Annotated in this window: 21 protein-coding genes; 11 read left to right on the top strand and 10 right to left on the bottom strand. The window is 71.8% G+C overall.

Annotation, left to right across the window (positions count from 1 at the left end; translation table 11 throughout):
• Positions 1–198: 198 nt before the first annotated feature.
• Positions 199–567, bottom strand: coding sequence for an STAS domain-containing protein (locus ACGFNN_RS26990; protein WP_362671436.1), 369 nt, complete (start codon positions 565–567; stop codon positions 199–201).
• Between the two features lie 293 nt (positions 568–860).
• On the opposite strand from ACGFNN_RS26990, the gene ACGFNN_RS26995 reads away from it, so the two are divergent.
• Positions 861–1,838: an RNA polymerase sigma factor SigF gene (locus ACGFNN_RS26995; protein ID WP_393559681.1), complete on the top strand. Its 978-nt coding sequence runs from the start codon at positions 861–863 to the stop codon at positions 1,836–1,838.
• An 84-nt stretch (positions 1,839–1,922) separates the two neighbouring features.
• On the opposite strand, the gene hutI is transcribed toward ACGFNN_RS26995, so the two are convergent.
• The 4 genes from hutI to hutU all read right to left on the bottom strand — a co-directional run bounded on the left by hutI (position 1,923) and on the right by hutU (position 7,425).
• On the bottom strand, positions 1,923–3,095 hold the full coding sequence (hutI, locus tag ACGFNN_RS27000; RefSeq protein ID WP_393559683.1) for an imidazolonepropionase: 1,173 nt from the start codon (positions 3,093–3,095) through the stop codon (positions 1,923–1,925).
• A 69-nt stretch (positions 3,096–3,164) separates the two neighbouring features.
• Positions 3,165–4,538 (bottom strand): formimidoylglutamate deiminase, encoded by a 1,374-nt coding sequence (locus ACGFNN_RS27005; protein ID WP_393559685.1) that lies wholly within the window; start codon positions 4,536–4,538, stop codon positions 3,165–3,167.
• Positions 4,529–5,743 carry an allantoate amidohydrolase gene (locus ACGFNN_RS27010; RefSeq protein WP_393560114.1) on the bottom strand — a complete coding sequence of 405 codons (1,215 nt, stop codon included), beginning with the start codon at positions 5,741–5,743 and terminating at the stop codon, positions 4,529–4,531. Before ACGFNN_RS27010 ends, ACGFNN_RS27005 begins: the two co-directional genes overlap by 10 nt.
• Before the next feature lie 17 nt (positions 5,744–5,760).
• On the bottom strand, positions 5,761–7,425 hold the full coding sequence (gene hutU, locus ACGFNN_RS27015) for a urocanate hydratase (protein WP_393559687.1): 1,665 nt from the start codon (positions 7,423–7,425) through the stop codon (positions 5,761–5,763).
• A 126-nt stretch (positions 7,426–7,551) separates the two neighbouring features.
• Here hutU and ACGFNN_RS27020 point away from each other — a divergent pair, with 126 nt between their 5' ends.
• The 5 genes from ACGFNN_RS27020 to ACGFNN_RS27040 all read left to right on the top strand — a co-directional run bounded on the left by ACGFNN_RS27020 (position 7,552) and on the right by ACGFNN_RS27040 (position 11,268).
• The gene (locus ACGFNN_RS27020) at positions 7,552–8,901 is read left to right on the top strand and encodes an APC family permease (protein ID WP_393559688.1); all 1,350 of its coding nucleotides are present in this window, start codon (positions 7,552–7,554) and stop codon (positions 8,899–8,901) included.
• A 213-nt stretch (positions 8,902–9,114) separates the two neighbouring features.
• A complete protein-coding gene (locus ACGFNN_RS27025) occupies positions 9,115–9,510 on the top strand; it encodes a hypothetical protein (RefSeq protein ID WP_362540679.1) in 396 nt (131 codons plus the stop codon).
• On the top strand, positions 9,507–10,307 hold the full coding sequence (locus ACGFNN_RS27030) for a winged helix-turn-helix domain-containing protein (RefSeq protein ID WP_393559690.1): 801 nt from the start codon (positions 9,507–9,509) through the stop codon (positions 10,305–10,307). The genes ACGFNN_RS27025 and ACGFNN_RS27030 overlap by 4 nt, the downstream gene beginning before the upstream one ends.
• Positions 10,308–10,345: 38 nt before the next feature.
• Complete coding sequence (locus ACGFNN_RS27035; protein ID WP_385027759.1) at positions 10,346–10,810, top strand: roadblock/LC7 domain-containing protein; 465 nt, start codon at positions 10,346–10,348, stop codon at positions 10,808–10,810.
• An 83-nt stretch (positions 10,811–10,893) separates the two neighbouring features.
• Positions 10,894–11,268: a hypothetical protein gene (locus tag ACGFNN_RS27040; protein WP_393559692.1), complete on the top strand. Its 375-nt coding sequence runs from the start codon at positions 10,894–10,896 to the stop codon at positions 11,266–11,268.
• Positions 11,269–11,278: 10 nt separating this feature from the next.
• Here ACGFNN_RS27040 and ACGFNN_RS27045 read toward each other — a convergent pair whose 3' ends face one another.
• The gene (locus ACGFNN_RS27045; RefSeq protein ID WP_393559694.1) at positions 11,279–11,848 is read right to left on the bottom strand and encodes a hypothetical protein; all 570 of its coding nucleotides are present in this window, start codon (positions 11,846–11,848) and stop codon (positions 11,279–11,281) included.
• 108 nt (positions 11,849–11,956) lie between these two features.
• Positions 11,957–12,805 (bottom strand): MurR/RpiR family transcriptional regulator, encoded by an 849-nt coding sequence (locus tag ACGFNN_RS27050; RefSeq protein ID WP_393559695.1) that lies wholly within the window; start codon positions 12,803–12,805, stop codon positions 11,957–11,959.
• A 168-nt stretch (positions 12,806–12,973) separates the two neighbouring features.
• Between ACGFNN_RS27050 and ACGFNN_RS27055 the strand changes: the two genes are divergently transcribed.
• Positions 12,974–13,555 carry a thioredoxin domain-containing protein gene (locus ACGFNN_RS27055; RefSeq protein WP_393559697.1) on the top strand — a complete coding sequence of 194 codons (582 nt, stop codon included), beginning with the start codon at positions 12,974–12,976 and terminating at the stop codon, positions 13,553–13,555.
• A 46-nt stretch (positions 13,556–13,601) separates the two neighbouring features.
• On the opposite strand, the gene ACGFNN_RS27060 is transcribed toward ACGFNN_RS27055, so the two are convergent.
• Positions 13,602–14,405, bottom strand: coding sequence for a maleylpyruvate isomerase family mycothiol-dependent enzyme (locus tag ACGFNN_RS27060; protein ID WP_393559699.1), 804 nt, complete (start codon positions 14,403–14,405; stop codon positions 13,602–13,604).
• A gap of 127 nt (positions 14,406–14,532) precedes the next feature.
• Between ACGFNN_RS27060 and ACGFNN_RS27065 the strand changes: the two genes are divergently transcribed.
• Positions 14,533–14,949: a hypothetical protein gene (locus ACGFNN_RS27065; RefSeq protein ID WP_393559700.1), complete on the top strand. Its 417-nt coding sequence runs from the start codon at positions 14,533–14,535 to the stop codon at positions 14,947–14,949.
• A 395-nt stretch (positions 14,950–15,344) separates the two neighbouring features.
• Here ACGFNN_RS27065 and ACGFNN_RS27070 read toward each other — a convergent pair whose 3' ends face one another.
• Positions 15,345–16,109 (bottom strand): maleylpyruvate isomerase family mycothiol-dependent enzyme, encoded by a 765-nt coding sequence (locus tag ACGFNN_RS27070; protein ID WP_393559702.1) that lies wholly within the window; start codon positions 16,107–16,109, stop codon positions 15,345–15,347.
• A gap of 158 nt (positions 16,110–16,267) precedes the next feature.
• Positions 16,268–17,671 carry a cystathionine beta-synthase gene (locus ACGFNN_RS27075; RefSeq protein ID WP_393559704.1) on the bottom strand — a complete coding sequence of 468 codons (1,404 nt, stop codon included), beginning with the start codon at positions 17,669–17,671 and terminating at the stop codon, positions 16,268–16,270.
• Positions 17,672–17,826: 155 nt separating this feature from the next.
• Between ACGFNN_RS27075 and ACGFNN_RS27080 the strand changes: the two genes are divergently transcribed.
• The 3 genes from ACGFNN_RS27080 to ACGFNN_RS27090 all read left to right on the top strand — a co-directional run bounded on the left by ACGFNN_RS27080 (position 17,827) and on the right by ACGFNN_RS27090 (position 21,667).
• Entirely contained in the window at positions 17,827–18,870 is a 1,044-nt protein-coding gene (locus ACGFNN_RS27080) for an SGNH/GDSL hydrolase family protein (RefSeq protein WP_393560116.1), read from the top strand.
• A gap of 185 nt (positions 18,871–19,055) precedes the next feature.
• On the top strand, positions 19,056–20,276 hold the full coding sequence (locus tag ACGFNN_RS27085) for an acetyl-CoA C-acetyltransferase (RefSeq protein ID WP_362666072.1): 1,221 nt from the start codon (positions 19,056–19,058) through the stop codon (positions 20,274–20,276).
• Between the two features lie 530 nt (positions 20,277–20,806).
• Entirely contained in the window at positions 20,807–21,667 is an 861-nt protein-coding gene (locus ACGFNN_RS27090; protein WP_393559706.1) for a hypothetical protein, read from the top strand.
• Positions 21,668–21,685: the final 18 nt, after the last annotated feature.

The raw sequence follows: 21,685 nt of genomic DNA on the forward strand, positions 1-21,685 counted from the left end.
GCTTCACCTCACCGATTCACCGTGTGTTGCCATCGAACAGATACTGATCAGATACAGAGTGTGCGGGCTCCATGACCCCGACGGGATGACTTCTGCCCGTATGGATGAGGGCGACACCCACTTCGTCTACGCCATCAGCGTGACGCGCGCGATAGTCGGGGCTCCCGGGGCCGGGCATACGCATCGGAGAGGCCGCCGTCAGCCGCTCAGGGCGTCTTCGAGCGAGTCATGGACGGTGAAGACCGCCTCGGCACCCGTGATCTCGAATACGCGGGCCACCACCGGCTGCATTCCGGCCAGGTGGACCCCTCCGCCGGCCGCCTCCGCCTTGAGGCGTGCCCCGAGGAGCACGTTGAGTCCGGTGGAGTCACAGAAATCGAGGCGCGAGCAGTCGACGACCAGGCGCGTGCGCCCTTCCTCGACCGCGTTCTCCAGGGGCTCGCGCAGCAGGTCGGCGGTGTGGTGATCGAGCTCACCCACCGGCGTCACGACTTCGCTGCTGCCCTCGGTCCGGACCTCGACCTGTAGCCGACCCCGGTTCGCACTGCCGACCGTCCCGCGGTCCATGCCGTCCCTCTTCGCCGTTCGTCACTGTCCGCGGCACGGTGTGTACGCGGCTGTCATCGTGGCTGCCCCCGACGTGCGTGAAACATTACGCGTTTCCCTCGCCACACGGTAGTCGAAGAACTCAACAAACTGGACATACAGGCGTATTTGGCGCTTGTAACTCACGGCAGGAACCGGGTAAGGGTAGTAGGGACATCCACACCCAGAACCCGACCGGCTTCGGAGGCGCCGCTTCACCGCAGGAAGACGTATGGGCATCGGCAGCCATATGCCGAGAACGATGGAGGAGAACCATGTCACCCCGGCTCGACGTATCGCGTACCCACATCGCGACGTCGGCATGTCCTCAGGGACCGACCGATTCCGACTCCGCTGCCGCGAGCACCGTTCCCGGTCCGCGCATCAGCACCACCGCAGACACGACCGCCGACGACCACTTCGCGGACGGCGGGTTCGAGGGCCTGGAGGGCCTCCCCGAGATCCCGCACCACTCCGAGATCGGCGCGCTGGACGCCCGGGCCCTGTCGAAGACCCTCTTCGCACGGCTCGAAGCCCTCGAGGAGGGCACCCACGAGTACGCGTACGTACGCAACACCCTCGTCGAGCTCAACCTGGCCCTGGTCAAGTTCGCCGCCTCCCGGTTCCGCACCCGCAGCGAACCCATGGAGGACATCGTCCAGGTCGGCACGATCGGCCTGATCAAGGCGATCGACCGCTTCGAGCTCAGCCGGGGCGTGGAGTTCCCGACCTTCGCGATGCCGACCATCGTGGGCGAGATCAAGCGTTTCTTCCGTGACACCAGCTGGTCCGTGCGCGTCCCGCGCCGGCTGCAGGAGCTGCGGCTGGACCTGGCCAAGGCCGGCGACGAACTGGCCCAGAAGCTGGACCGCGCGCCGACCGTGCTCGAACTCGCCGAACGGCTCGGCCTGAGCAGGGACGAGGTCGTCGAGGGCATGGCCGCGAGCAACGCGTACACCGCGAGCTCGCTGGACGCCAAGCCCGACGACCACGGGGACGGCAACGAGGCCGCCCTGGCGGACCGCCTCGGCTACGAGGACAACGGCATCGAGGGCATCGAGTACGTCGAGTCCCTGAAGCCGCTGATCGCCTCGCTGCCGCTGCGCGACCGCACCATCCTCTCCATGCGCTTCGTCTCCAACATGACGCAGTCGGAGATCGGTGACGAGCTCGGCATCTCGCAGATGCACGTGTCCCGGCTCCTGTCCAGGACCCTGGTCAAGCTCAGGAAGGGCCTGACCGTGGAGGAGTGACCGCGCGTCACCTCACACCCGGACGAGCAGCGGAAGGACCCGCCCCGAGGGGCGGGTCCTTCCGCGTTCCCAGGGGCGCGGGGCTCACACCACCCGCTCGCCCCGCCGCCACACCGCCCTGACCAGGGGCACCCCCGGCCGGTAGGCGAGGTGGACGTGGCTGGGCGCGTCCAGCATCACGAGGTCGGCACGGGCCCCGGGGCTGACGCGGCCGACATCGGTACGGCGCAGCGCGGCCGCGCCGCCCGCGGTGGCCGACCAGAGGGCCTCGTCGGGCGTCATCCCCATGTCCCGCACCGCCAGGGCGACACAGAACGGCATGGAGGACGTGTAGGAGGAGCCCGGGTTGCAGTCGGTGGAGAGCGCGACGGTGGCACCGGCGTCCAGGATGCGGCGGGCGTCGGGCCAGGCGGCGCGGGTGGAGAACTCGGCGCCGGGGAGCAGGGTGGCGACGGTCTCCCCCTGGCCGAGCGCGTCGAGGTCGGCGTCGTCGAGGTGGGTGCAGTGGTCGGCCGAGGCCGCTCCGAGCTCCACGGCGAGCCGTACACCGGGTCCGTGACCCAGCTGGTTGGCGTGGACCCGGGGCTGGAGTCCCTTCGCCATGCCGGCGGTGAGAACGGCGCGCGCCTGGTCCTCGTCGAAGGCGCCGCGCTCGCAGAAGACGTCGACCCAACGGGCGTGCGGGGCACAGGCGTCGAGCATCGGACCGGTGACGAGGCCGACGTATCCGGCGGGATCGTCGGCGTACTCGGGGGCCACGATATGAGCGCCGAGGAAGGTGACCTCGTCCGTGTGGCGGGCGGCGATCCGCAGTGCCCGTGCCTCGTCCTCGACGGTGAGCCCGTATCCGGACTTGGTCTCGAAGGTGGTGGTCCCCTGCCCGAGCGCCTCGGCGAGATGGCGCGCGACGTTGTCGGACAGCTCCTCGTCGGATGCGCCGCGGGTCGCGGCGACGGTCGTCCGGATGCCGCCCGCGGAGTAAGGGCGCCCGGACATACGGGCGTTGAACTCGGCGGTGCGGTCGCCCGCGAAGACCAGGTGGGAGTGGGAGTCCACGAAACCGGGGATCACCGCCCGGCCCCCGGCGTCGACGGCGGTGTCGGCGGCGGGTACGTCACCCGATTCGCCGGTCCACGCGACGCGGTCGCCGTCGATGACGACGGCCGCGTCGCGGATCAGGCCCAAGGGGGTCCCGTCACCGAGGGAGGGGTCGTTGGTGACCAGGTTCGCGATGTGGGTGATGGCGGTCGTCGTCATCCGGCGCAGCTTTCGTCGGGTCCGGCCGGAGCGGCCGGCTCAAGGGGCGGGGGCGGGCGGGCTCCGGGGTCAGCCGTGGTGGAGTGCCGCCACGGCCGAGGCGAGCGCTCCGGGAACGTCCTCGATCCGGGTGTGCCGGCCGTCGCGGACGATGTGCCGTCCCGCCACCACGGTGTGCCGCACATCGGCGGCGGTCGCGGCGAACACGGCCGCTTCGGCCGCGAGCCTGGGCACCGGTCCGGCCGTCCTGACCGAGTCCAGGGCGACGGTGGTGAGGTCGGCGGGCGCCCCGGGTTCGAGGACGCCGGCGTCCGGACGGCCGAGCGCCGCGTGTCCGTCGGCGGAGGCGGCCCGCAGCAGGGACGCCGCCGTCCAGTGGCCGCGCACATGGGTGCGCAGCCGTTCGTTCAGCTCCATCGCCCGCGCCTCCTCGAAGAGGTCGATCACGGCGTGGCTGTCGCTGCCCAGGGAGAGGGGGGAACCCGCGCCCTGGAGGGCGGCGGCGGGGCCGATGCCGTCGGCGAGGTCGCGTTCGGTGGTGGGACACATGCAGGTGCCCGTCCGGGAGGTGCCCAGCAGTCCGATGTCCTCGGCGGTGAGGTGGGTGTTGTGGATGCCGGTGGTGCGGGGACCGAGAACGCCGTGGTCGGCGAGGAGGCGGGTCGGGGTGCGCCCGTGGGCGGCGAGACAGGCCTCGTTCTCCGCGGTCTGCTCGGAGAGGTGGACGTGCAGCGGCGCGGACCGCTCCTGGGCCCATCCGGCGACGGTGGAGAGCTGACCGGCCGGCACGGCGCGTACGGAGTGGACTGCCGCGCCGATCACGACCATGTCGTCGTCGCCCTTGAGGAGGGAGGCGCGCTCGGCCCAGGCGTCGGCTGTGGTGTCGGAGAAGCGCTGCTGGGGGCGGCTGGGCTTCTCTCCGAATCCTGCCGCCAGGTAGGCGGTGTCGAGCAGGGTGATCCGGATGCCCGCCTCCGCCGCGGCGGCGATGAGCGCCTCGCCCATCGCGTTCGGGTTGTCGTAGGGCGTACCGCCGGGCGCGTGGTGCAGGTAGTGGAACTCCCCGACGGCGGTGATCCCGGCCAGCGCCATCTCCGCGTAGGTGGCACGGGCCAGGTCGTAGTAGGTGTCGGGGGTGAGCCGGGACGCCGTCCGGTACATGGTCTCGCGCCATGTCCAGAAGGTGCCGGACCCGACCTGGACGGTGGAGCGCAGCGCGCGGTGGAAGGCGTGCGAGTGGGTGTTCGCCAGGCCCGGGACGGTCAGCCCGTCCAGCACGGTGGCTCCGGGCGGCGGGGCGTCGATGCCGGTCCGTACACCGGCGATGCGCCCGCCCGCCACGTCCAGGAGGACGCCCGGCTCGACATGGGTGCCGAGCCAGGCGTGCGACATCCAGTACGTCGCGGTGACCGGTGTGCCCGTCGGTTGCGTTGTCAGCTGCACGCGAGACCTTCCAGTACGTCGGCGAGTGCCCTCACCCCGGCCACGCAGTCGTCCTCCGCGGCGTACTCGGCGGGAGAGTGCGAGATTCCGGTGGGGTTCCGTACGAACAGCATGGCGGTCGGCACGGACGCGGACAGGATGCCCGCGTCGTGTCCCGCGCCCGTGCCGAGCACGGGCACCGTGCGCCCGCGGCCGTCCGGGCCCCCGGCGTCCAGTGTCCGGCGGATCTCGTCCCGCAGCGCGTGCTGGAAGTCCACCACCGGTGTGAACGACTCCCGTACGACGTCGAGATCGACACCGGCACGCTCGGCGTGTTCCCGGGCGGCCTTCTCCACCCCGTTCACCACGGCGTCGAGAGTGGCCTGGTCGGCGGCGCGCGAGTCCAGCCAGCCCCGCACCAGGGAGGGGATGGCGTTGACGCCGTTCGGCTCCACGGCGATCTTGCCGAAGGTGGCGAGGCCGCCGGCGAGCTCCGCCTCGCGCCGGGCAGCGAGCACCGTCTCGGCGTAGGGCAGCATCGGGTCCCGCCGGTCGGCGAGCCGGGTGGTGCCCGCGTGGTTGGCCTCTCCGCGGAAGTCGAACCGCCAGCGGCCGTGCGGCCAGATGGCCGAGGCGACGCCCACCGCGTCCCCGCTCACGTCGAGTGCGCGGCCCTGCTCCACGTGGAGCTCGACGAACGCGCCGATCCGGGCCAGGCGTTCGGGGTCGGGCCCGATGGCGTCGGGGTCGTGTCCGGCCGCCTCCATGGCCTGGGGCAGCGAGACGCCGTCGCCGTCGCGGAGCCGGTGCGCGTCCTCGACGCTCAGCTGCCCGGCGGCGAGCCGGGACCCGACACAGGCGAGCCCGAAGCGGGCACCCTCCTCGTCCCCGAAGTTGACGACGGCGAAGGGCTTGGTGAACACCGCTCCCCTGCGGCGGAGTTCGTCCAGCGCGGCGAAGGACGAGACCACGCCGAGCGGGCCGTCGAAGGCGCCGCCGTCGGGTACGGAGTCGAGGTGCGACCCGGTGACCACGGCGTCCCCCGCGAGGGGGTCGCCGAGCCAGGCCCACTGGTTGCCGTTGCGGTCCGTCTCGGTGACGAGGCCGCGCGCCTCGGCCTGGGCCCGGAACCACAGGCGGCACTCGGCGTCCGCCCCGGTCCAGGCGAAACGTCGGTAGCCGCCGGAGGCGTCGCTGCGGCCGATGGGCAGCAGCGAACGCCACATGGCGTGGAAGGTGGCGCTCACGCGGTGCCTTCCTCCCGCATCGGGATGCGCACGCCGCGCTCCTGGGCCACCGACTCCGCGATGTCGTAGCCCGCGTCCACGTGCCGGATCACGCCCATGCCGGGGTCGTTGGTGAGGACGCGGCGGATCTTCTCGCCGGCCAGCGCCGTGCCGTCGGCGACCGAGACCTGCCCGGCGTGGAGCGAGCGGCCCATTCCGACGCCGCCCCCGTGGTGGATGGAGACCCAGGAGGCGCCCGAGGCGACGTTCACCATGGCGTTCAGCAGCGGCCAGTCGGCGATGGCGTCGGATCCGTCGAGCATGGCCTCCGTCTCACGGTAGGGGGAGGCCACCGAACCGCAGTCCAGGTGGTCGCGGCCGATCGCGAGCGGCGCGGCGAGGGTGCCGTTGCCGACCATGTCGTTGAACATGTCGCCCGCCTTGTCCCGCTCGCCCTGGCCGAGCCAGCAGATCCGGGCGGGGAGACCCTGGAAGTGGACGCGCTCCCCGGCCATCCTGATCCAGCGGTGCAGGGACTCGTTCTCCGGGAAGAGCTCCAGCAGTGCCTTGTCCGTCTTGTGGATGTCCGAGGCCTCCCCGGACAGCGCGGCCCACCTGAAGGGCCCCTTGCCCTCGCAGAACAGCGGCCTGATGTACGCGGGTACGAATCCGGGGAAGTCGAACGCGCGCCCGTATCCGGCGAGTTGTGCCTCGCCGCGGATGGAGTTGCCGTAGTCGAAGACCTCGGCCCCCGCGTCCATGAAGCCGACCATCGCCTCGACGTGGGCGGCCATCGACTCCCGGGCGCGCCGGGTGAAGTCGGCGGGCTTCTCGGCCGCGTAGGAGGCCATGTCGTCGAAGTCGACGCCGACCGGCAGATAGGCGAGCGGGTCGTGCGCGCTGGTCTGGTCGGTGACGATGTCGACGGGAGCGCCCTCGGCGAGCATCCGGGGCAGCAGTTCCGCCGCGTTGCCGAGCAGGCCGATGGAGAGCGGGCGCCGGGCGTCGCGGGCCTCGACCGCCAGCTGGAGCGCGTGCTCCAGGGAGTCGGCCCGCACGTCCAGGTACTTGTGCTCGATGCGGCGGTCGATGGCACGCGGGTCGACGTCGATACAGATCGCGACGCCGTCGTTCATGGTGACCGCGAGCGGCTGGGCGCCGCCCATGCCGCCGAGGCCGGCGGTGAGGGTGATGGTCCCCGCCAGGGTGCCGCCGAACCGCTTGGCGGCGACGGCGGCGAAGGTCTCGTACGTGCCCTGGAGGATGCCCTGGGTGCCGATGTAGATCCAGGACCCGGCGGTCATCTGGCCGTACATGGTCAGGCCGAGGGCCTCGAGACGGCGGAACTCCTCCCAGTTGGCCCAGTCGCCGACCAGGTTGGAGTTGGCGATCAGGACGCGCGGCGCCCACTCGTGGGTCTGCATCACACCGACGGGCCGCCCGGACTGGACGAGCATCGTCTCGTCCTGCTTGAGCGTCCGCAGCGTGCGGACCATGGCGTCGAAGGAGCGCCAGTCGCGGGCGGCCTTGCCGGTGCCGCCGTAGACGACGAGCTTGTCGGGGTGTTCGGCGACCTCGGGGTCGAGGTTGTTCTGCAGCATGCGCAGGGCGGCTTCCTGCTGCCAGCCCAGGGTGCTCAGCTGCGTGCCGCGCGGTGCCCGTACGGGCCGGGGTCCTGACATGGGGATGCCTCCTCGCGAATGTGACTCAACTATTCACATCCTGGCCATCTGAATAGATCTAGTCAACAGGTGAGGTTCGCGTCTCTCCGGGAAGGCCACAAGGCACCACATCCCCGGGGAGGCCACATGTCCGCACCGCAACCGGCGACCTCGTCCGGCGAGCCCGCCCTCAAACGGGCCATCGGACCCAAGCTCCTCATCCTGTTCGTCATCGGCGACATCCTCGGCACCGGCATCTACGCCACGACCGGCAAGGTCGCGGGCAAGGTGGGCGGCGCCCTCTGGCTGCCGTTCCTCATCGGGTTCCTGGTCGCGATCCTCACGGCGGCCTCGTACGTCGAACTCGTCGGCAAGTACCCGAAGGCCGCCGGGGCTGCGCTCTACACCCAGAAGGCGTTCAAGGTCCCGTTCCTGACCTTCGTCGTCGCCTTCATGGTCATGTGCTCCGGACTGTCCTCCGCCAGCGCGGCGGCCCGCGCCTTCGGCGGCGACTACCTCGGCGAGTTCACGCACGCCCTGCCGCCCACCCTGGTGGCGATCCTGTTCATCCTCGCCCTCGCCGCGATCAATCTGCGGGGCGTCGCGGAGTCGGTGAAGGCCAACGTCGTCCTGACCCTCGTCGAGCTCAGCGGACTGGTGGTGATCCTCTCCATCGGCGCGTACGCCGTGCTGTCCGGGGACGGCGAACCCTCCCGGCTCACCGAGCTGGAGACGGGCGGCACGGGCTACGCGCTGCTCACCGGCGTGCTCGGGGCGACGGCGCTCGGCTTCTTCGCCTTCGTCGGCTTCGAGGACTCGGTGAACATGGCGGAGGAGACCCACGATCCGGCCCGCACCTTCCCGCGCGCCATCTTCGTCGGCGTCGCGGTGACCGGCACCATCTACGTCCTGGTCGCCCTGGTCTCCTCCCTGCTGGTGGACTCCCGGACCCTGGAGGGGTCGAGCGGCCCGCTGCTGGAGGTGGTGAAGGCGGGCGGCGTCGACTTCCCGCCCAAGCTCTTCGCGCTGATCGCCCTCTTCGCGGTCACCAACTCCGCCCTGATCAACATCATGATGGCCTCGCGCCTCTGCTACGGCATGGCCAACGAGCGGATCCTGCCCCGCGCGATGGGAAGCGTCCTCGCCAAGCGGCGCACCCCGTGGGTGGGGATCGTCTTCGTGACCGTCCTCGCCGTCGGACTCGTCTCGACCGGGGAGATCGAGGGCCTCGGCGACACCACCTCGTTCCTGCTCCTGTGCGTGTTCGCCGTCGTCAACATCGCCGTACTGGTGCTGCGCAAGGACCGGGTGGAGCACCGCCACTTCCGGGCGCCGACGGCGCTCCCCGTACTGGGGGCGATCACCTCCCTGATCCTGGCCAGCCCCCTGGCCGACCGGGCGGCGGACGTGTACATCCGCGCCGGGATCCTCCTGCTGATCGGAATCGGCCTCTGGGTGGTCAACAAGGTGGTGATGACCGCCCGCGAAGAGGCCTGACGACGGATATCCGCGGTCGGATTCCGGTCGGATTCCGCACCGCGACGAACAGCCGGTCGGACGAGTTCCGACCGGCTGTCGCGCGTCCACCTGGGCTCCTTTACACCGCCGTTCGCATGTACCAATGGAAAATGCCAGAACTCCCACAGGGCGCACACACGTTGCGTAGCCTCTCCATCACACCCGTACACCACGTCGGGAGGGGAGTTCGCGTTGCCCGGAATCGACGAGTGCCTGATCGAAGTCATGAGACTGCCCGGTGCCCGTGGTGCCGCGGTCGTCGACTGGACCAGTGGTCTGGCGCTCGGCACGATCGGTGAGTCGCCCAACGGCGACCACGAGGCCACGGCCGCCGAGACGGCCGAGGTGGCCAGGATGGCCGCGGAGCAACCGGTGTTCGCTCAGGCCGCCCTGTCCGCCGGGCCGCCGGCACCCGCGGTCGAGGACGTCATCGTCACCACGGCACCCGGCTATCACATCCTCCGTTTCGTCGAGACGGCCTTCGACAGCAGCGTCTTCCTCCACCTGTGGCTGGACCGCGCCGAGGGCAACCTCGCCCTGGCCCGCATACGGCTCGGCGAGATCGTCGACCGGCTGGTCCTGGCATGAGTCCTACCGCCACCGCCGGCCCCGGCACCTCCGAACTGTCCGCACCCTCCCCGATGCTGCAGCGGCTCGCGGCGGAGCGCGCAACCGGCGCACTGATGCGCGACCGCGGGACCCTGTATCTCGCCGACGGCCAGGTCGTCCACGCGGAGAGCCCGGCGACACCCGGAATCGACGTCCTGCTCACCACCGGCGGAGCCCTGCGTTCCGAAGGCTGGTGGGACGCGGTCGCCCAGGCGGGCGCGGGGCAGCGGGTCGGCCGCTACCTGGTGGACAGCGGGCGGATCCCCGGCGGGGCGCTCGAACTCTGCCACCTGGGCGCGCTGTACGACGCGGCCTTCTTCGCCCTGGCCCCCACCAACAGCCCGGCCCGCTTCCGTTACGGCGTCTCCCACTGGATCGGCCCGGTCCGCCCCGTGCCCGTGCACGCCGTGCAGCGCGAGACGCTCCGGCGCCGGGAACTGCTGGACCGCATCTGGCCGGACGCGCTCACCGACAGCGCCCCCCTCGCCCTCACCGCACACCACGTGGACGCGTCCGTCCCACCACGCCAGCGCCGAGTCCTGGCCCTGGTGGACGGCGAGCGCACGGCCACCGACATCGCCCGGGAACTGGGCCGGTCGGCTTTCCACATCCTGGTCGATCTGCGCCGGCTCGCGGCCGCCGGACTGGTCGAGGCCGTCCGTCCGGCCCTGCCCGCATCCGCCGCCGAGCCCGGCCGCCCCACGCTGCCCGAGGTGACGACAGACCCCGACGTCGCCCTGCTGCGCCGCCTCAGAGACGCATTGGAGGCCCTGTGATACGCGCGCTCAGACAGCGTGCCGGGAGGAGACAGCTGATGGTGCCCGAGGCCGAAGTGAAGGATGTCCTCGACGAGCTCCAGCGGTTACGCGCCCGGGTCCCGCTCCTGACGGGCGGGCTGGCCGCCAGCACCGACGGCCTGATCGTCGCCCATGACACCCCGGGGATCGAGGCGGAGGGAGTAGCCGCACTGACCGCAGCCGCTCTCGGGGTCTCGATCCGGATGGCCGACGCCACCGGCCGCGGCGGGTTCCGAGAGCTCCTGATCCGCGGCACCAGCGGCTACATCGCCACATACGCGGCGGGCTCCTCCGCCGTGCTGACGCTGCTGGCAGACGACCGCATCAACGTGGGGCGGCTCCATCTGGAGGGCCGCAGGGCGGGCGCGCGGATCGGCGAAGTGGTGGACGCGGCACAGGAGCGCGCCGACGCCCCCGTACCGCCCCCGCGTCCGGCGCAGCGGACCCTGCCGCGCCGCACCACCACGCCCGACCCCACATGACACCCGGACACGCTCACACGCAGACACGCACACCGAGTCGACGGACCGGCCGCCCGGCCGGCCATTGAAAGGAAACGGACATCATGGCCAACACCGAAACGGCACTGAAGGAAGCGATGGCGTCGATCGAGGGGGCCACCGGCGTCGCTCTCGTCGACCACACCAGCGGCATGGCGCTGGGCACCCTGGGCGGCGGCAAGGACTTCAATCTCGACGTGGCCGCCGCGGGGAACACCGACGTGGTCCGGGCCAAGCTGCGGACCATGGAGCACCTCGGGATCAAGGACGAGATCGAGGACATCCTGATCACCCTGGGCACCCAGTACCACCTGATCCGGCTGCTCAAGGCGCGCGGAGGCAACGGCCTCTTCCTCTACCTGGTGCTGGACGGCAGCCGGGCCAACCTGGCGATGGCCCGGCACCAGCTGCGGCAGATCGAGTCGACGCTGGAGGTCTGAACCGGTCCTCTCACCGGCGGTGACGCCGCGCCCCACCGGGTGCGGCGTCCCCCGCCATGGGTCCTGTCGTCCGGTAGCCCTCGACCTGCCGGCCCGCGGGCCGTCCGCGCTCCACCCGGTCGGCGCGCACCCAGTACAGGACGTCCTCGCTCCGCTCGCGCCGCCCGATCCTGGCGGCCTTCAGCCACAGGCCCGCACCCGCACCGGCCAGCAGCAGCCCACCCGCGCCCGGCAGTACGTACGCACCGGCGACCGCGGCCAGGAACGCGCCCAGCAGCCACCAGCGGTGGGTGCGCCGCCAGTTCCGCACGGTCACGTCCCGGTCCTGGAGGAAGTCGCCCCGCCCCGCCCGCGTCGCTCCCCGGGCGAGCTCCGCGTAGCGCCCGTTCCGGGTGAACGCCACGAGGGCCAGGGCGATCAGGAAGAGCGCGGCGCCGGCCGTCAGCCCGATCCGCCGCCCGGCGAGTCCGGGGACGAACGCCCCGACGGCCGCCGCGAGCAGGCCCGGCCACCACAGCGGCGCGGCCCCGGCCCGTACGATCACGGCCACCCTCGCCAACGACTGCGCTCCCCGTCCCACGTCCGCACCTCATTCCCGCGGCTCCCTGCGAGCCTTCCGGTGGCGGAGGTTAACGGGCGCGGATGAGCGGTGTCTGAGAACGGCAGGGGCCCTCCCGGCGGGACGGCTTCAGTCGAGGAACAGCCCCCGCGCGGCGGCCCTCGTGTCGAACTCCTCCAGCCGGGCCTGCGCCTCGGGCAGCCCGTCGCACATGGCCTCCAGGAGCGCCCGGCCCAGCAGCATCGGGGCACAGGCGGTGTCGAAGGCGAGCCCGGTCCCCACGGCCGCCGGGATCAGCAGATCGCTGTGGGCGGCGACCGGGGCGAACGCCGAGTCGGCGACGGTCACCGTGGTCAGCCCCTGCTCCCGGGCGTACGCGAGGGCGTCGACCACCTCCCGCGGGTGCCTCGGCAGCGCGAAGCAGATCAGCGCGCTCGCGCCCGCGCGCCTGGCGGCGTCGACGCGGTCGTACAGCATGCTCCCGCCGTCGTCGAGGACCCGTACATCGGGGTGGACCTTCGCGGCGAAGTACCCGAACCCACGGGCCTGCGAGGAAGCGGCCCGCAGACCGAGCACCGGCAGCGGCCTGGACGCGGCGAGCAGCCGCCCCGCCCGCTCCACCGGGGCCGGGTCGGCGAGCAGCTCGGACAGCTGCCGCAGATTCTCGATCTCGGCCAGCACCGCCTGCTGGTACTCGTTGAGGGTCTCCTCGGTGTCCTCCTCGGCCGCTTCCCCGTTCGGGGCGACCTCCCTGAGGTGTCTGCGCAGGGCGGGGTACCCGTCGAAGCCGAGCGCGACGGCGAAGCGGGTGACGGAGGGCTGGCTGACCCCGGCCAGCTCGGCCAGCTCCACGCTGGACAGGAAGGGCGCGTCGGCGGCCCTGCGCACCATGGAGTGCGCGATGCGCCGCTGGGTGGGAGTGAGCCGCTGCCCCTCGAAGAGCCGCTGCAACCGGGCGGCCGGGCTGCTCCCGCTCATGGTGTCCCCTCCAGATCTCCACCGCACCGCTCCGGCGCCGGGGAATCCATTCAGCCAGCAAGCGGTCTGAATGTCCATATACAGTCGCGGGTCCGGACCCGCCCACGCATCCCCGTCCGTCCGGCCGCTCGCATTGCGGGACCGGCCCGCCCTGCGGAACCTGGGGTCATGATCCCAGCCAACACCAGAGGGCCCGGCGGCACCGTCGTCCGCTACGGGGACTCCGACGCCGCCCGTGTGCTGAGCGTCTACGCCGATCTGCGCTGCCCGTTCTGCAAACGCATGGAACTGGGCCTGGGGGCCGTGATGGAGCGGGCCGCGGACGAGGGGAGCTTCGCGATCGACCACCATTTCGGCACCTTCATCGACGCCTCGGCCGGGGGCAGCGGTTCCCTGGAAGCGCTGGCCGTGCTGGGAGCCGCGGCGGACGAGGGCCAGAAGCCCTTCCTGCACCTCCTGCGGGCGCTGTACGCCGATCAGCCCAGCGAGGAGGTGGACGCCTTCTCGGACCGCGCCAACCTGCTGAGGCTGGCCGACGAGGTCGAGGCGCTGCACACCGACGCCTTCCGGCAGAAGGTCTCGGAGCGCACCTATCTGCCGTGGGCGGCGCAGGTGTCGGCCGCCTTCGAGGAGAGCGGCGTCCGTTCCACCCCGACGGTCCTGCTGGACGGTGCGCCGGTCACCGTCATCAACCCCATGGGGTACGCGGTCACGCCCGAGGCCTTCCTCGCCGAGGTCGGCTCCCGGTGAGCGACCGCACCCGCCCCGCCGCTCCCATGACCGGTCCGGCGGGGCGTCAGAACACCACCCGTGCCGCGGTCAGTGCGTCCCGTGCGGCGGGTTCGCCCTCGATCTCCAGGCTGCCGCGAACCGGCCTCCCGGAGAGGTGGCGGGCGAAGTCCAGCGCGCCGGCGTGAAGGGTGGCGGCCGGGTCCCCTATGCCCAGCAGGTGCCGGCCTCCCAGCGGGCCGTGCAGGTCGATCTCCACGGCGGGGCCCGTCCAGGTCAGCGCCAGGTCGAGGACCACCTGTTCGACGATCTCCCGGTCGTGCCCGTCGAGTACCGGGGCGGTGCCGGTGGCGTCGGCCAGGTCGACCCGGTGCATCCAGGTGTCACGCGCGACGAGGACATTGCCGAGGTAGTCCAGGGAGTCGTCGGGCAGGGCCTTCGCCTCCGGATAGAGGATGCTCGGCCGGATCCTGCGCCGGGCGGCGCCCGGCACCCGGCGCAGCGCGATGAGGGCCTGGGGCGCGTAATGGGCGAGAGCGCCGATCAGCTCGCGGCCCGGTACGGCGCGCCGGTCCTCGATCTGCATCTCGTTGTGTCCGTCCAGCCTGCCGAGGTGCGGATGGGAGCGCGCCGCCCGCCGGATGCGGCGTACGGCGACCCAGGGCCGCGGCAGTTCCTCGTACTGGCCGACGGTGTGCGCCAGCATGTTGCGTACCGTCCAGCCCGTGCAGGGCGTGGGGCGCTGCCAGTCCGCGTCCGGGAGCTCTCGGAAGGTGGAGAGCGTGGCCCTCAGCTCCGCCTCGTTGACCAGCCGGGCCCGTACGCCGGAGGTACGGGGTATGGCACGGGCGGACGGTGTGATGGTGGCCATGAGCGCGCCTCCCTCTCCCGGCATCCACGCTACGCCGACGGGCGGCCACCCGCTCCCGGCCGTCCGGCCACGGAACCGGGGGGTTAGCACCACTGTCCCCGGCCGCCGGGATTCGTACGGTGGTCGCATGGACGCCCGTGACCCGGAGCTCAGGCGAGAGCTCGACGCCACCCTGCAGGCCCGCCGTGAGCTGGGGCCCGACTACGACTCCGCCCTGATCGACTCGTTCCTGGAGCGTGTCGAGGAACGGCTGGCCGTCCCGCACGAGCAGCGGACGCGGCGGGCCGCGGCCGAGCGGCGGACGGCGGAGGCGCGGGGCGAGACGCGGCCGTCGGGTCCGGGCTTCGGGGAGCGGTTCGGTTTCGGCGCCGTCTCCCTGGTCCTGGCGATCCCGCTGTCCGCGATCGGCGTCGCGAACGCGGGGATCGAGGGACTGGTCGTGGCCTGGCTGGGCATCGTCGGCGTGAACGCCGTGCACGCCGCGCGCGGATGGCCGCGGGGCCGTGAGAAGCGGCGCCGCACCGCCTCCGACTGGGAGGTCTGAGGGCGCTCCAGCGGCAACGGTGCGGGGCGCACGAGTAGTCGCGGGGACCGCCGCACCCCCGTTGCCGGGGGGCGGGACGACGGCGGTCCCCGCGAGGGACGCGGTCCCGGGTCAGGGCCGGGTGTCGCGTCCGGGCGACGGTGGAGGTCCGGGAGCCGCTCCGTAGTCCGTGTCGCCGTCTCGGGTGCCGGCGGGTTTCCCTGCCGACACCCATCACTCTGCCGGAGCCGTGTTAAGCCGGTGCTGCGGCGACGTGTCGCGCTCGTACCTTTTTCGCGACGCGCGGAAGCGCGCGGGCCGGACCGGTTCCTGAAGGACCGGCCGGACGGCATGGGCGACTCGCCCGGCTCGGCCTCCGGCCCCACCCGGCCGAGTCGTCCAAGCCGTCCGCGCCATCAGTCCCAGTCCCGCAGCTGCTGGAGCAGCCCGGCGTCACCCTCCGTCCGCACCGCGTCGGCCGGGAGGCGCATGTACATCAGCAGGGCGATCTCGCTCGCCGTGCCGTGGACGGCGGCGGTGGGCTTGCCGTCGGCGGCCTCCGCCGGGGTGAGGCGGGTGAAGCGGGAGCCGGCGGCGTCCAGCGTCTGGCGCCAGGAACGGCCCTCGGCCGTGTGGTAGTCCATGGTGGAGGGCTCCCCCGGCCACGGAGTCGTGACGGTGCAGACGGTGGCGAGGAACTCCTCGGCGGCGTCGAGCGCCTCGGTCGTCGGCAACTCCTGCGCGGCTCCGGAGGCCAGCTGGGCGTCGTAGGCGTGAATCATCGACTCCGGGAGGCGGCGGCGGGCCGCGGCGGCCACCGTGTGCGGCGAGGCCGACGGCTCCCACCAGGCCCAGCACGCCCGGTCCGGGCCGGCCTCGCGCAGGGCGGCCAGCAGCTGCTCCGTCGAGCGGGCCAGCCAGGCCACCAGGGCCTCGCGCTCCCTGGGCGCCGCCAGCCCGTCCTTGCCCGGCCGCTCGTCGCCCGGCGCGGTGTTCCGCACGATGTGTGCCCAGAAGCGGTCCCCCTCGCTGAGGTGGTTCGCGAGGTCGTACAGCTTCCACCCCGGGCAGGACGGGACGTCGGCGTCGAGGCTCGGGGCGGCGGTGACCGCCGCGCGGAACGCGGCGGACCGCTCGTCGATCATCCGCAGCAGGGTGGGGAAGTCGAGATTCTCAGTCACGCGGGATCTTGTATCACCGGGCCGGATGCTCACGCACCCGATTAAGCCGCGGCCCTGGTGCCCTGCCCCGAGTCCTTGATCCGACGGCACCGGCTCGGCCGGCCCGGCACGGGACGTCCCACGCGTCGGTCGACGGCGGATCAAGGACTCGGAAGCGGCTACAGCTTCGGGGCGGCGTCCTTCGCCAGGAAGGCCAGCAGGTCCTGCCTGCTCACGACGCCCTTCGGCTTGCCCTCGACCAGGACGATCGCCGCGTCGGCGCCCTCCGGACCGCTGAGCACCGCCATCAGGTCCTCGACCGGCTCCCCCGAGCCGACCTGCGGCAGCGGGGCCGACATGTGCTTCTCCAGGGAGTCCGAGAGTGTCGCCCGCTGGGTGAACAGGGCGTCCAGGAGCTGCCGCTCCACCACGGAACCGATGACCTCGGCGGCCATGACGTCCGGGTGGCCCGCGCCCGGCTTCACGATCGGCATCTGCGAGACGCCGTACTCCCGGAGGACGTCGATGGCCTCACCGACCGTCTCCTCGGGGTGCATGTGGACGAGTGAGGGCAGCGGGCCGTCCTTGAAGTCGAGCACCGCGCCGACCCGGGCCGACGGGCCGCTGTCCTCCAGGAAGCCGTAGTCGGCCATCCACTCGTCGTTGAAGATCTTGCTCATGTATCCGCGGCCGCTGTCGGGCAGCAGGACGACCACCACGTCGTCGGGGCCGAGGCGGGAGGCGACCTCCAGGGCCGCGACGACCGCCATGCCGCAGGAGCCGCCGACGAGCAGGCCCTCCTCCTTGGCGAGACGTCGGGTCATCTGGAAGGAGTCCTTGTCGGAGACCGCGACGATCTCGTCCGTGACCGTGCGGTCGTAGGCGCTCGGCCAGAAGTCCTCGCCGACCCCCTCCACGAGGTAGGGACGCCCCGAGCCCCCGGAGTAGACGGAGCCCTCCGGGTCGGCGCCGACGACCCGCACCCGGTTCTCGCTGATCTCCTTGAGATAGCGGCCGGTTCCGGTGATCGTGCCGCCCGTGCCGACGCCCGCGACGAAGTGGGTGATCCGCCCCTCCGTCTGCTCCCAGAGCTCGGGGCCCGTGGTCTCGTAGTGGGAGCGCGGGTTGTTGGGGTTGGAGTACTGGTCCGGCTTCCAGGCCCCCGGGGTCTCACGGACCAGGCGGTCGGAGACGTTGTAGTACGAGTCCGGGTGCTCCGGGTCGACGGCCGTGGGGCAGACGACGACCTCCGCGCCGTACGCCCGCAGGACGTTGATCTTGTCCGTGGACACCTTGTCCGGGCACACGAAGACGCACTTGTAGCCCTTCTGCTGGGCGACGATCGCGAGACCCACACCGGTGTTGCCGCTGGTGGGCTCGACGATCGTGCCGCCGGGCTTCAGCTCGCCGCTCTGTTCGGCCGCCTCGATCATGCGCAGCGCGATGCGGTCCTTCACCGAACCGCCGGGGTTGAAGTACTCGACCTTGGCCAGGACCGTCGCCTGGATGCCTGCCGACACATTGCGCAGCCTGACCAGCGGGGTGTTGCCGACAAGACCGATCATCGAATCGTGGAATCGCACCGTGTACTCCGGGATCTCCGTAATGGTCCGCCAAGAGTATGCGTACGGGCAGGAGATCGGACGAAGCGATTGAGCTACTCCCTCCACGGGGCAGGTAGTGCTGTGAACGGCTGTACGGCACGGAGGAGGTGGACCGGACTGTGTCGAGGGCGAGGGTGGCACGGCGGATCGCAGCGGGTGCGGCCTATGGCGGCGGCAGCGTCGGACTGATCGGCGCCGCGACGGTGGGCCTGGTACTGGCCGAGGTGCAGCTGGCGAAGCGGCTGGTGGGCGGGGGCAAGGCCCCCGTCCCGCCGAGCGCGGACGGACGGTACGGGGTGGCCTTCGCCGGCCCCGCGGACCCGTTGCGCTTCGTCCTGCTGGGCGACTCGACGGCCGCCGGCCAGGGAGTGCGCAGGGCCGGACAGACGCCCGGGGCGCTGCTGGCGTCCGGGCTGGCGGCGGTGGCGGAACGCCCGGTGGATTTCAGGAACGTGGCATTGCCGGGGGCCCGGTCGGACGACCTGGAACGCCAGGTGTCCCTGGTGCTGGCGGACCCGTCCGGTACGCCGGACCTCTGCGCGATCATGATCGGCGCCAACGACGTGACGCACCGGATGCCGGCGACCCAGTCGGTGCGCTGCCTGAGCACGGCCGTACGCAGACTCCGTACGGCGGGGGCCGAGGTCGTCGTGGGCACCTGTCCGGACCTGGGCACGATCGAGCCCGTCTACCAGCCCCTGCGGTGGCTGGCCCGACGGGTGAGCCGGCAGCTGGCCGCCGCGCAGACGATCGGCGCGGTGGAGCAGGGCGGGCGGACGGTCTCGCTGGGCGACCTGCTCGGACCGGAGTTCGAGGCGAACCCCCGGGAGCTCTTCGGCCCCGACAACTACCACCCCTCGGCGGAGGGTTACGCGACCGCCGCGATGGCGATGCTGCCGACCCTGTGCGCCTCCCTGGGCCTGTGGCCGGAGTCCGACCATCTGGACGGCTCCCGCCGCGAGGGCATGCTGCCGGTCGCCAAGGCCGCGTCCCGCGCAGCGCGGGAGGCGGGTACAGAGGTGACGGGCGCGCGCGCCCCCTGGGCCCTGCTCAAGCACCGCAGGCGCAGGCGTCTTCCCGCCCACACGGAGCCGGTGCCGCACGACGACACGGGGACGGATTCCGGCCAGGGGCGGGTGCAGGGGCACGGCTCGGGCGCGACCTGGCGGCGCGCCTGAGGGCGGTCCACCAGCACGGAGCGGGGACCGTTCTCCGGAAGGAGGGGAACAAGGCGGGCGACTGAGCGGTTGCTTAGAAAAGAGGTCCGCATCACATCACCTGTTGGGTGACCTCAGCTATACGTCCGGGTAACTTCCAAGGCAGCCCAGCCTTTCCTGCCTTCCAGCCCTCATGGAGCCGCGTGATGCCCGAAGCCGTGATCGTCTCTGCTGCCCGTTCGCCGATCGGCCGGGCCTTCAAGGGGTCCCTCAAGGACCTGCGCGCGGACGACCTGACCGCGACCATCATCCAGACCGCGCTGGCCAAGGTCCCCGAGCTCGACCCGCGGGACATCGACGACCTGATGCTCGGCTGCGGCCTTCCCGGCGGCGAGCAGGGCAACAACCTGGGCCGCATCATCGCCGTACAGATGGGGATGGACCACCTTCCCGGCTGCACGGTCACCCGCTACTGCTCGTCCTCGCTGCAGACCAGCCGCATGGCACTGCACGCCATCAAGGCCGGCGAGGGCGACGTGTTCATCTCGGCCGGCGTCGAGACGGTGTCCCGCTTCGTGAAGGGCAACTCCGACAGCCTGCCCGACACCCACAACCCGCTCTTCGCCGAGGCGGAGGCCCGTACGGCCGCGCGCGCCGAGCAGGAGGGCACGAGCTGGACCGACCCGCGCGAGGAGGGCCTCGTCCCGGACGCGTACATCGCGATGGGGCAGACCGCCGAGAACCTGGCCCGGATCAAGGGCGTCACCCGCCAGGACATGGACGAGTTCGGCGTCCGCTCGCAGAACCTCGCCGAGGAAGCCATCAAGAACGGCTTCTGGGAGCGCGAGATCACCCCCGTGACCACGCCGGACGGCACGGTCGTCTCGAAGGACGACGGCCCCCGCGCGGGCGTCACCCTGGAGGGCGTACAGGGCCTGAAGCCCGTGTTCCGCCCCGACGGACTCGTCACCGCCGCCAACTGCTGCCCGCTCAACGACGGCGCCGCCGCCCTCGTGATCATGTCGGACACCAAGGCGCGCGAGCTGGGCCTGACCCCGCTGGCCCGCATCGTGTCGACCGGCGTCTCGGGCCTCTCCCCCGAGATCATGGGATACGGCCCGGTCGAGGCCAGCAAGCAGGCGCTCAAGCGCGCCGGCCTGACCATCGACGACATCGACCTGGCCGAGATCAACGAGGCCTTCGCCGCCCAGGTCATCCCCTCCTACCGGGACCTCGGCCTGCCGCTGGACAAGGTCAACGTGAACGGCGGCGCCATCGCCGTCGGCCACCCCTTCGGCATGACCGGCGCCCGCATCACCGGCACGCTGATCAACAGCCTGCAGTTCCACGACAAGCAGTTCGGCCTGGAGACCATGTGCGTCGGCGGCGGCCAGGGCATGGCCATGGTCATCGAGCGGCTGAGCTGAGCCGTAGCGGAGGGTAGAGCCGTCCGACGCAGGAGGGCGGGTCTGCCCGCAGCGGAGGCGAAGCTCAGCGCGACCACGAGCGGTGTGCGGCTGAGCTGAGCCGCAGCGGAGGGTTGGGGTCGCCCGACGCAGGAGGGCGGCACCAGCCCGCAGCGGAGGCGAAGCTCAGCGCGACCACGAGCGGTGTGCGGCTGAGCTGAGCCGTAGCGGAGGGTTGGGGTCGCCCGACGCAGGAGGGCGGGTCCGCCCGCAGCGGAGGCGAAGCTCAGCGCGACCACGAGCGGTGTGCGGCTGAGCTGAGCCGCTGCTCAGTCGGCTTCCGAACCGGCCTGAGCTCTGATCGTGACCGAATCTCCCCCAGGATGTGATCTGCGTCCCGGGGGAGATTCGTTTTTGCAGGTCACACCGGAAACAGGACCGAACACCGGGCACAAAGACCTGTCCATTTCGTGACGTAATGCACTGACAGCAGGCATCAGTACAGGACAAGCTGATGTAGGAAGTCGGGGGTGTCGATTGAAACCGGGAGTATGTCAGTGAGCGCCATGCCGTTTGCCCTGTTGCTGACCACCGCCGCTGCCACGGCCGTCGGCGCCGCCGCTCTGCACGCTGCTCACGGGCTGCGCAAGCAGGTCACCGCCCTGCGCACGGAGCTGGCCGAGGGGCGTCGACTGAACGCGTTGGTCCCCCCGCAGCAGAACCGGAGCGCCGTCACACCCGCCGAGGAGATACGCGCGGCCGTCGCCGAGGCGCTGGCCGAGGAGCGGGAGCGCGAGCTCGCCGAGGCGCGGGCCTTCTGGGCGGCACAGGAAGCACGCGACGCCGCCGATGCTCCGTCCCTGCTGGGCGGCCTCGGCGAGGACGTCCCGTTCTTCATGCCCAGGCAGAGCGACTTCGCCGGTCTCGAGGCGATGGACCTGGAAGCCGGTGACGCCCTGGACGAGCTCGTGGAGCTGGCCGGGCTCGGCGACCGGCCGGAGGCCGAGGTCGCGGAGTTCGCCGAGTACGCGGAGGACTCCCCCGAGCTGGCGGCGGCCCGTCGCCGCCACCCCTCGCACCCGGACTTCGTCCCCGTGCAGACGCCCGTCGTCACCGACCACGAGCGCACCGTGAACCGGCTGGAGCGGCTCGCCGACACGGCCACGGAGCTGACCGACGTCCGCCCCGGGCCGCTCGGCACGCTCGACGTGTACGTCTTCGCCGACGGCACCACTCTCTGCATGACCCCCGGCCACCGGGAGACGGCGGAGCGGCTCGCCGACTCCCTGCGCTCCGGAGAGCAGCCGGTGCTGCTGGGCGGCTCAGGGGTCTCCGGCGCCTACGCGCTGACCTTCGCCTGCGGCAAGGAGAACGTCTACATCCTGGCCGACCGCGTCATCGCCTCGTTCTGACCCGCGGCACCAAGGCCC

This window comes from Streptomyces sp. NPDC048590 (genome assembly GCF_043199535.1).
In the GTDB taxonomy this organism is placed as follows: Bacteria; Actinomycetota; Actinomycetes; order Streptomycetales; family Streptomycetaceae; genus Streptomyces.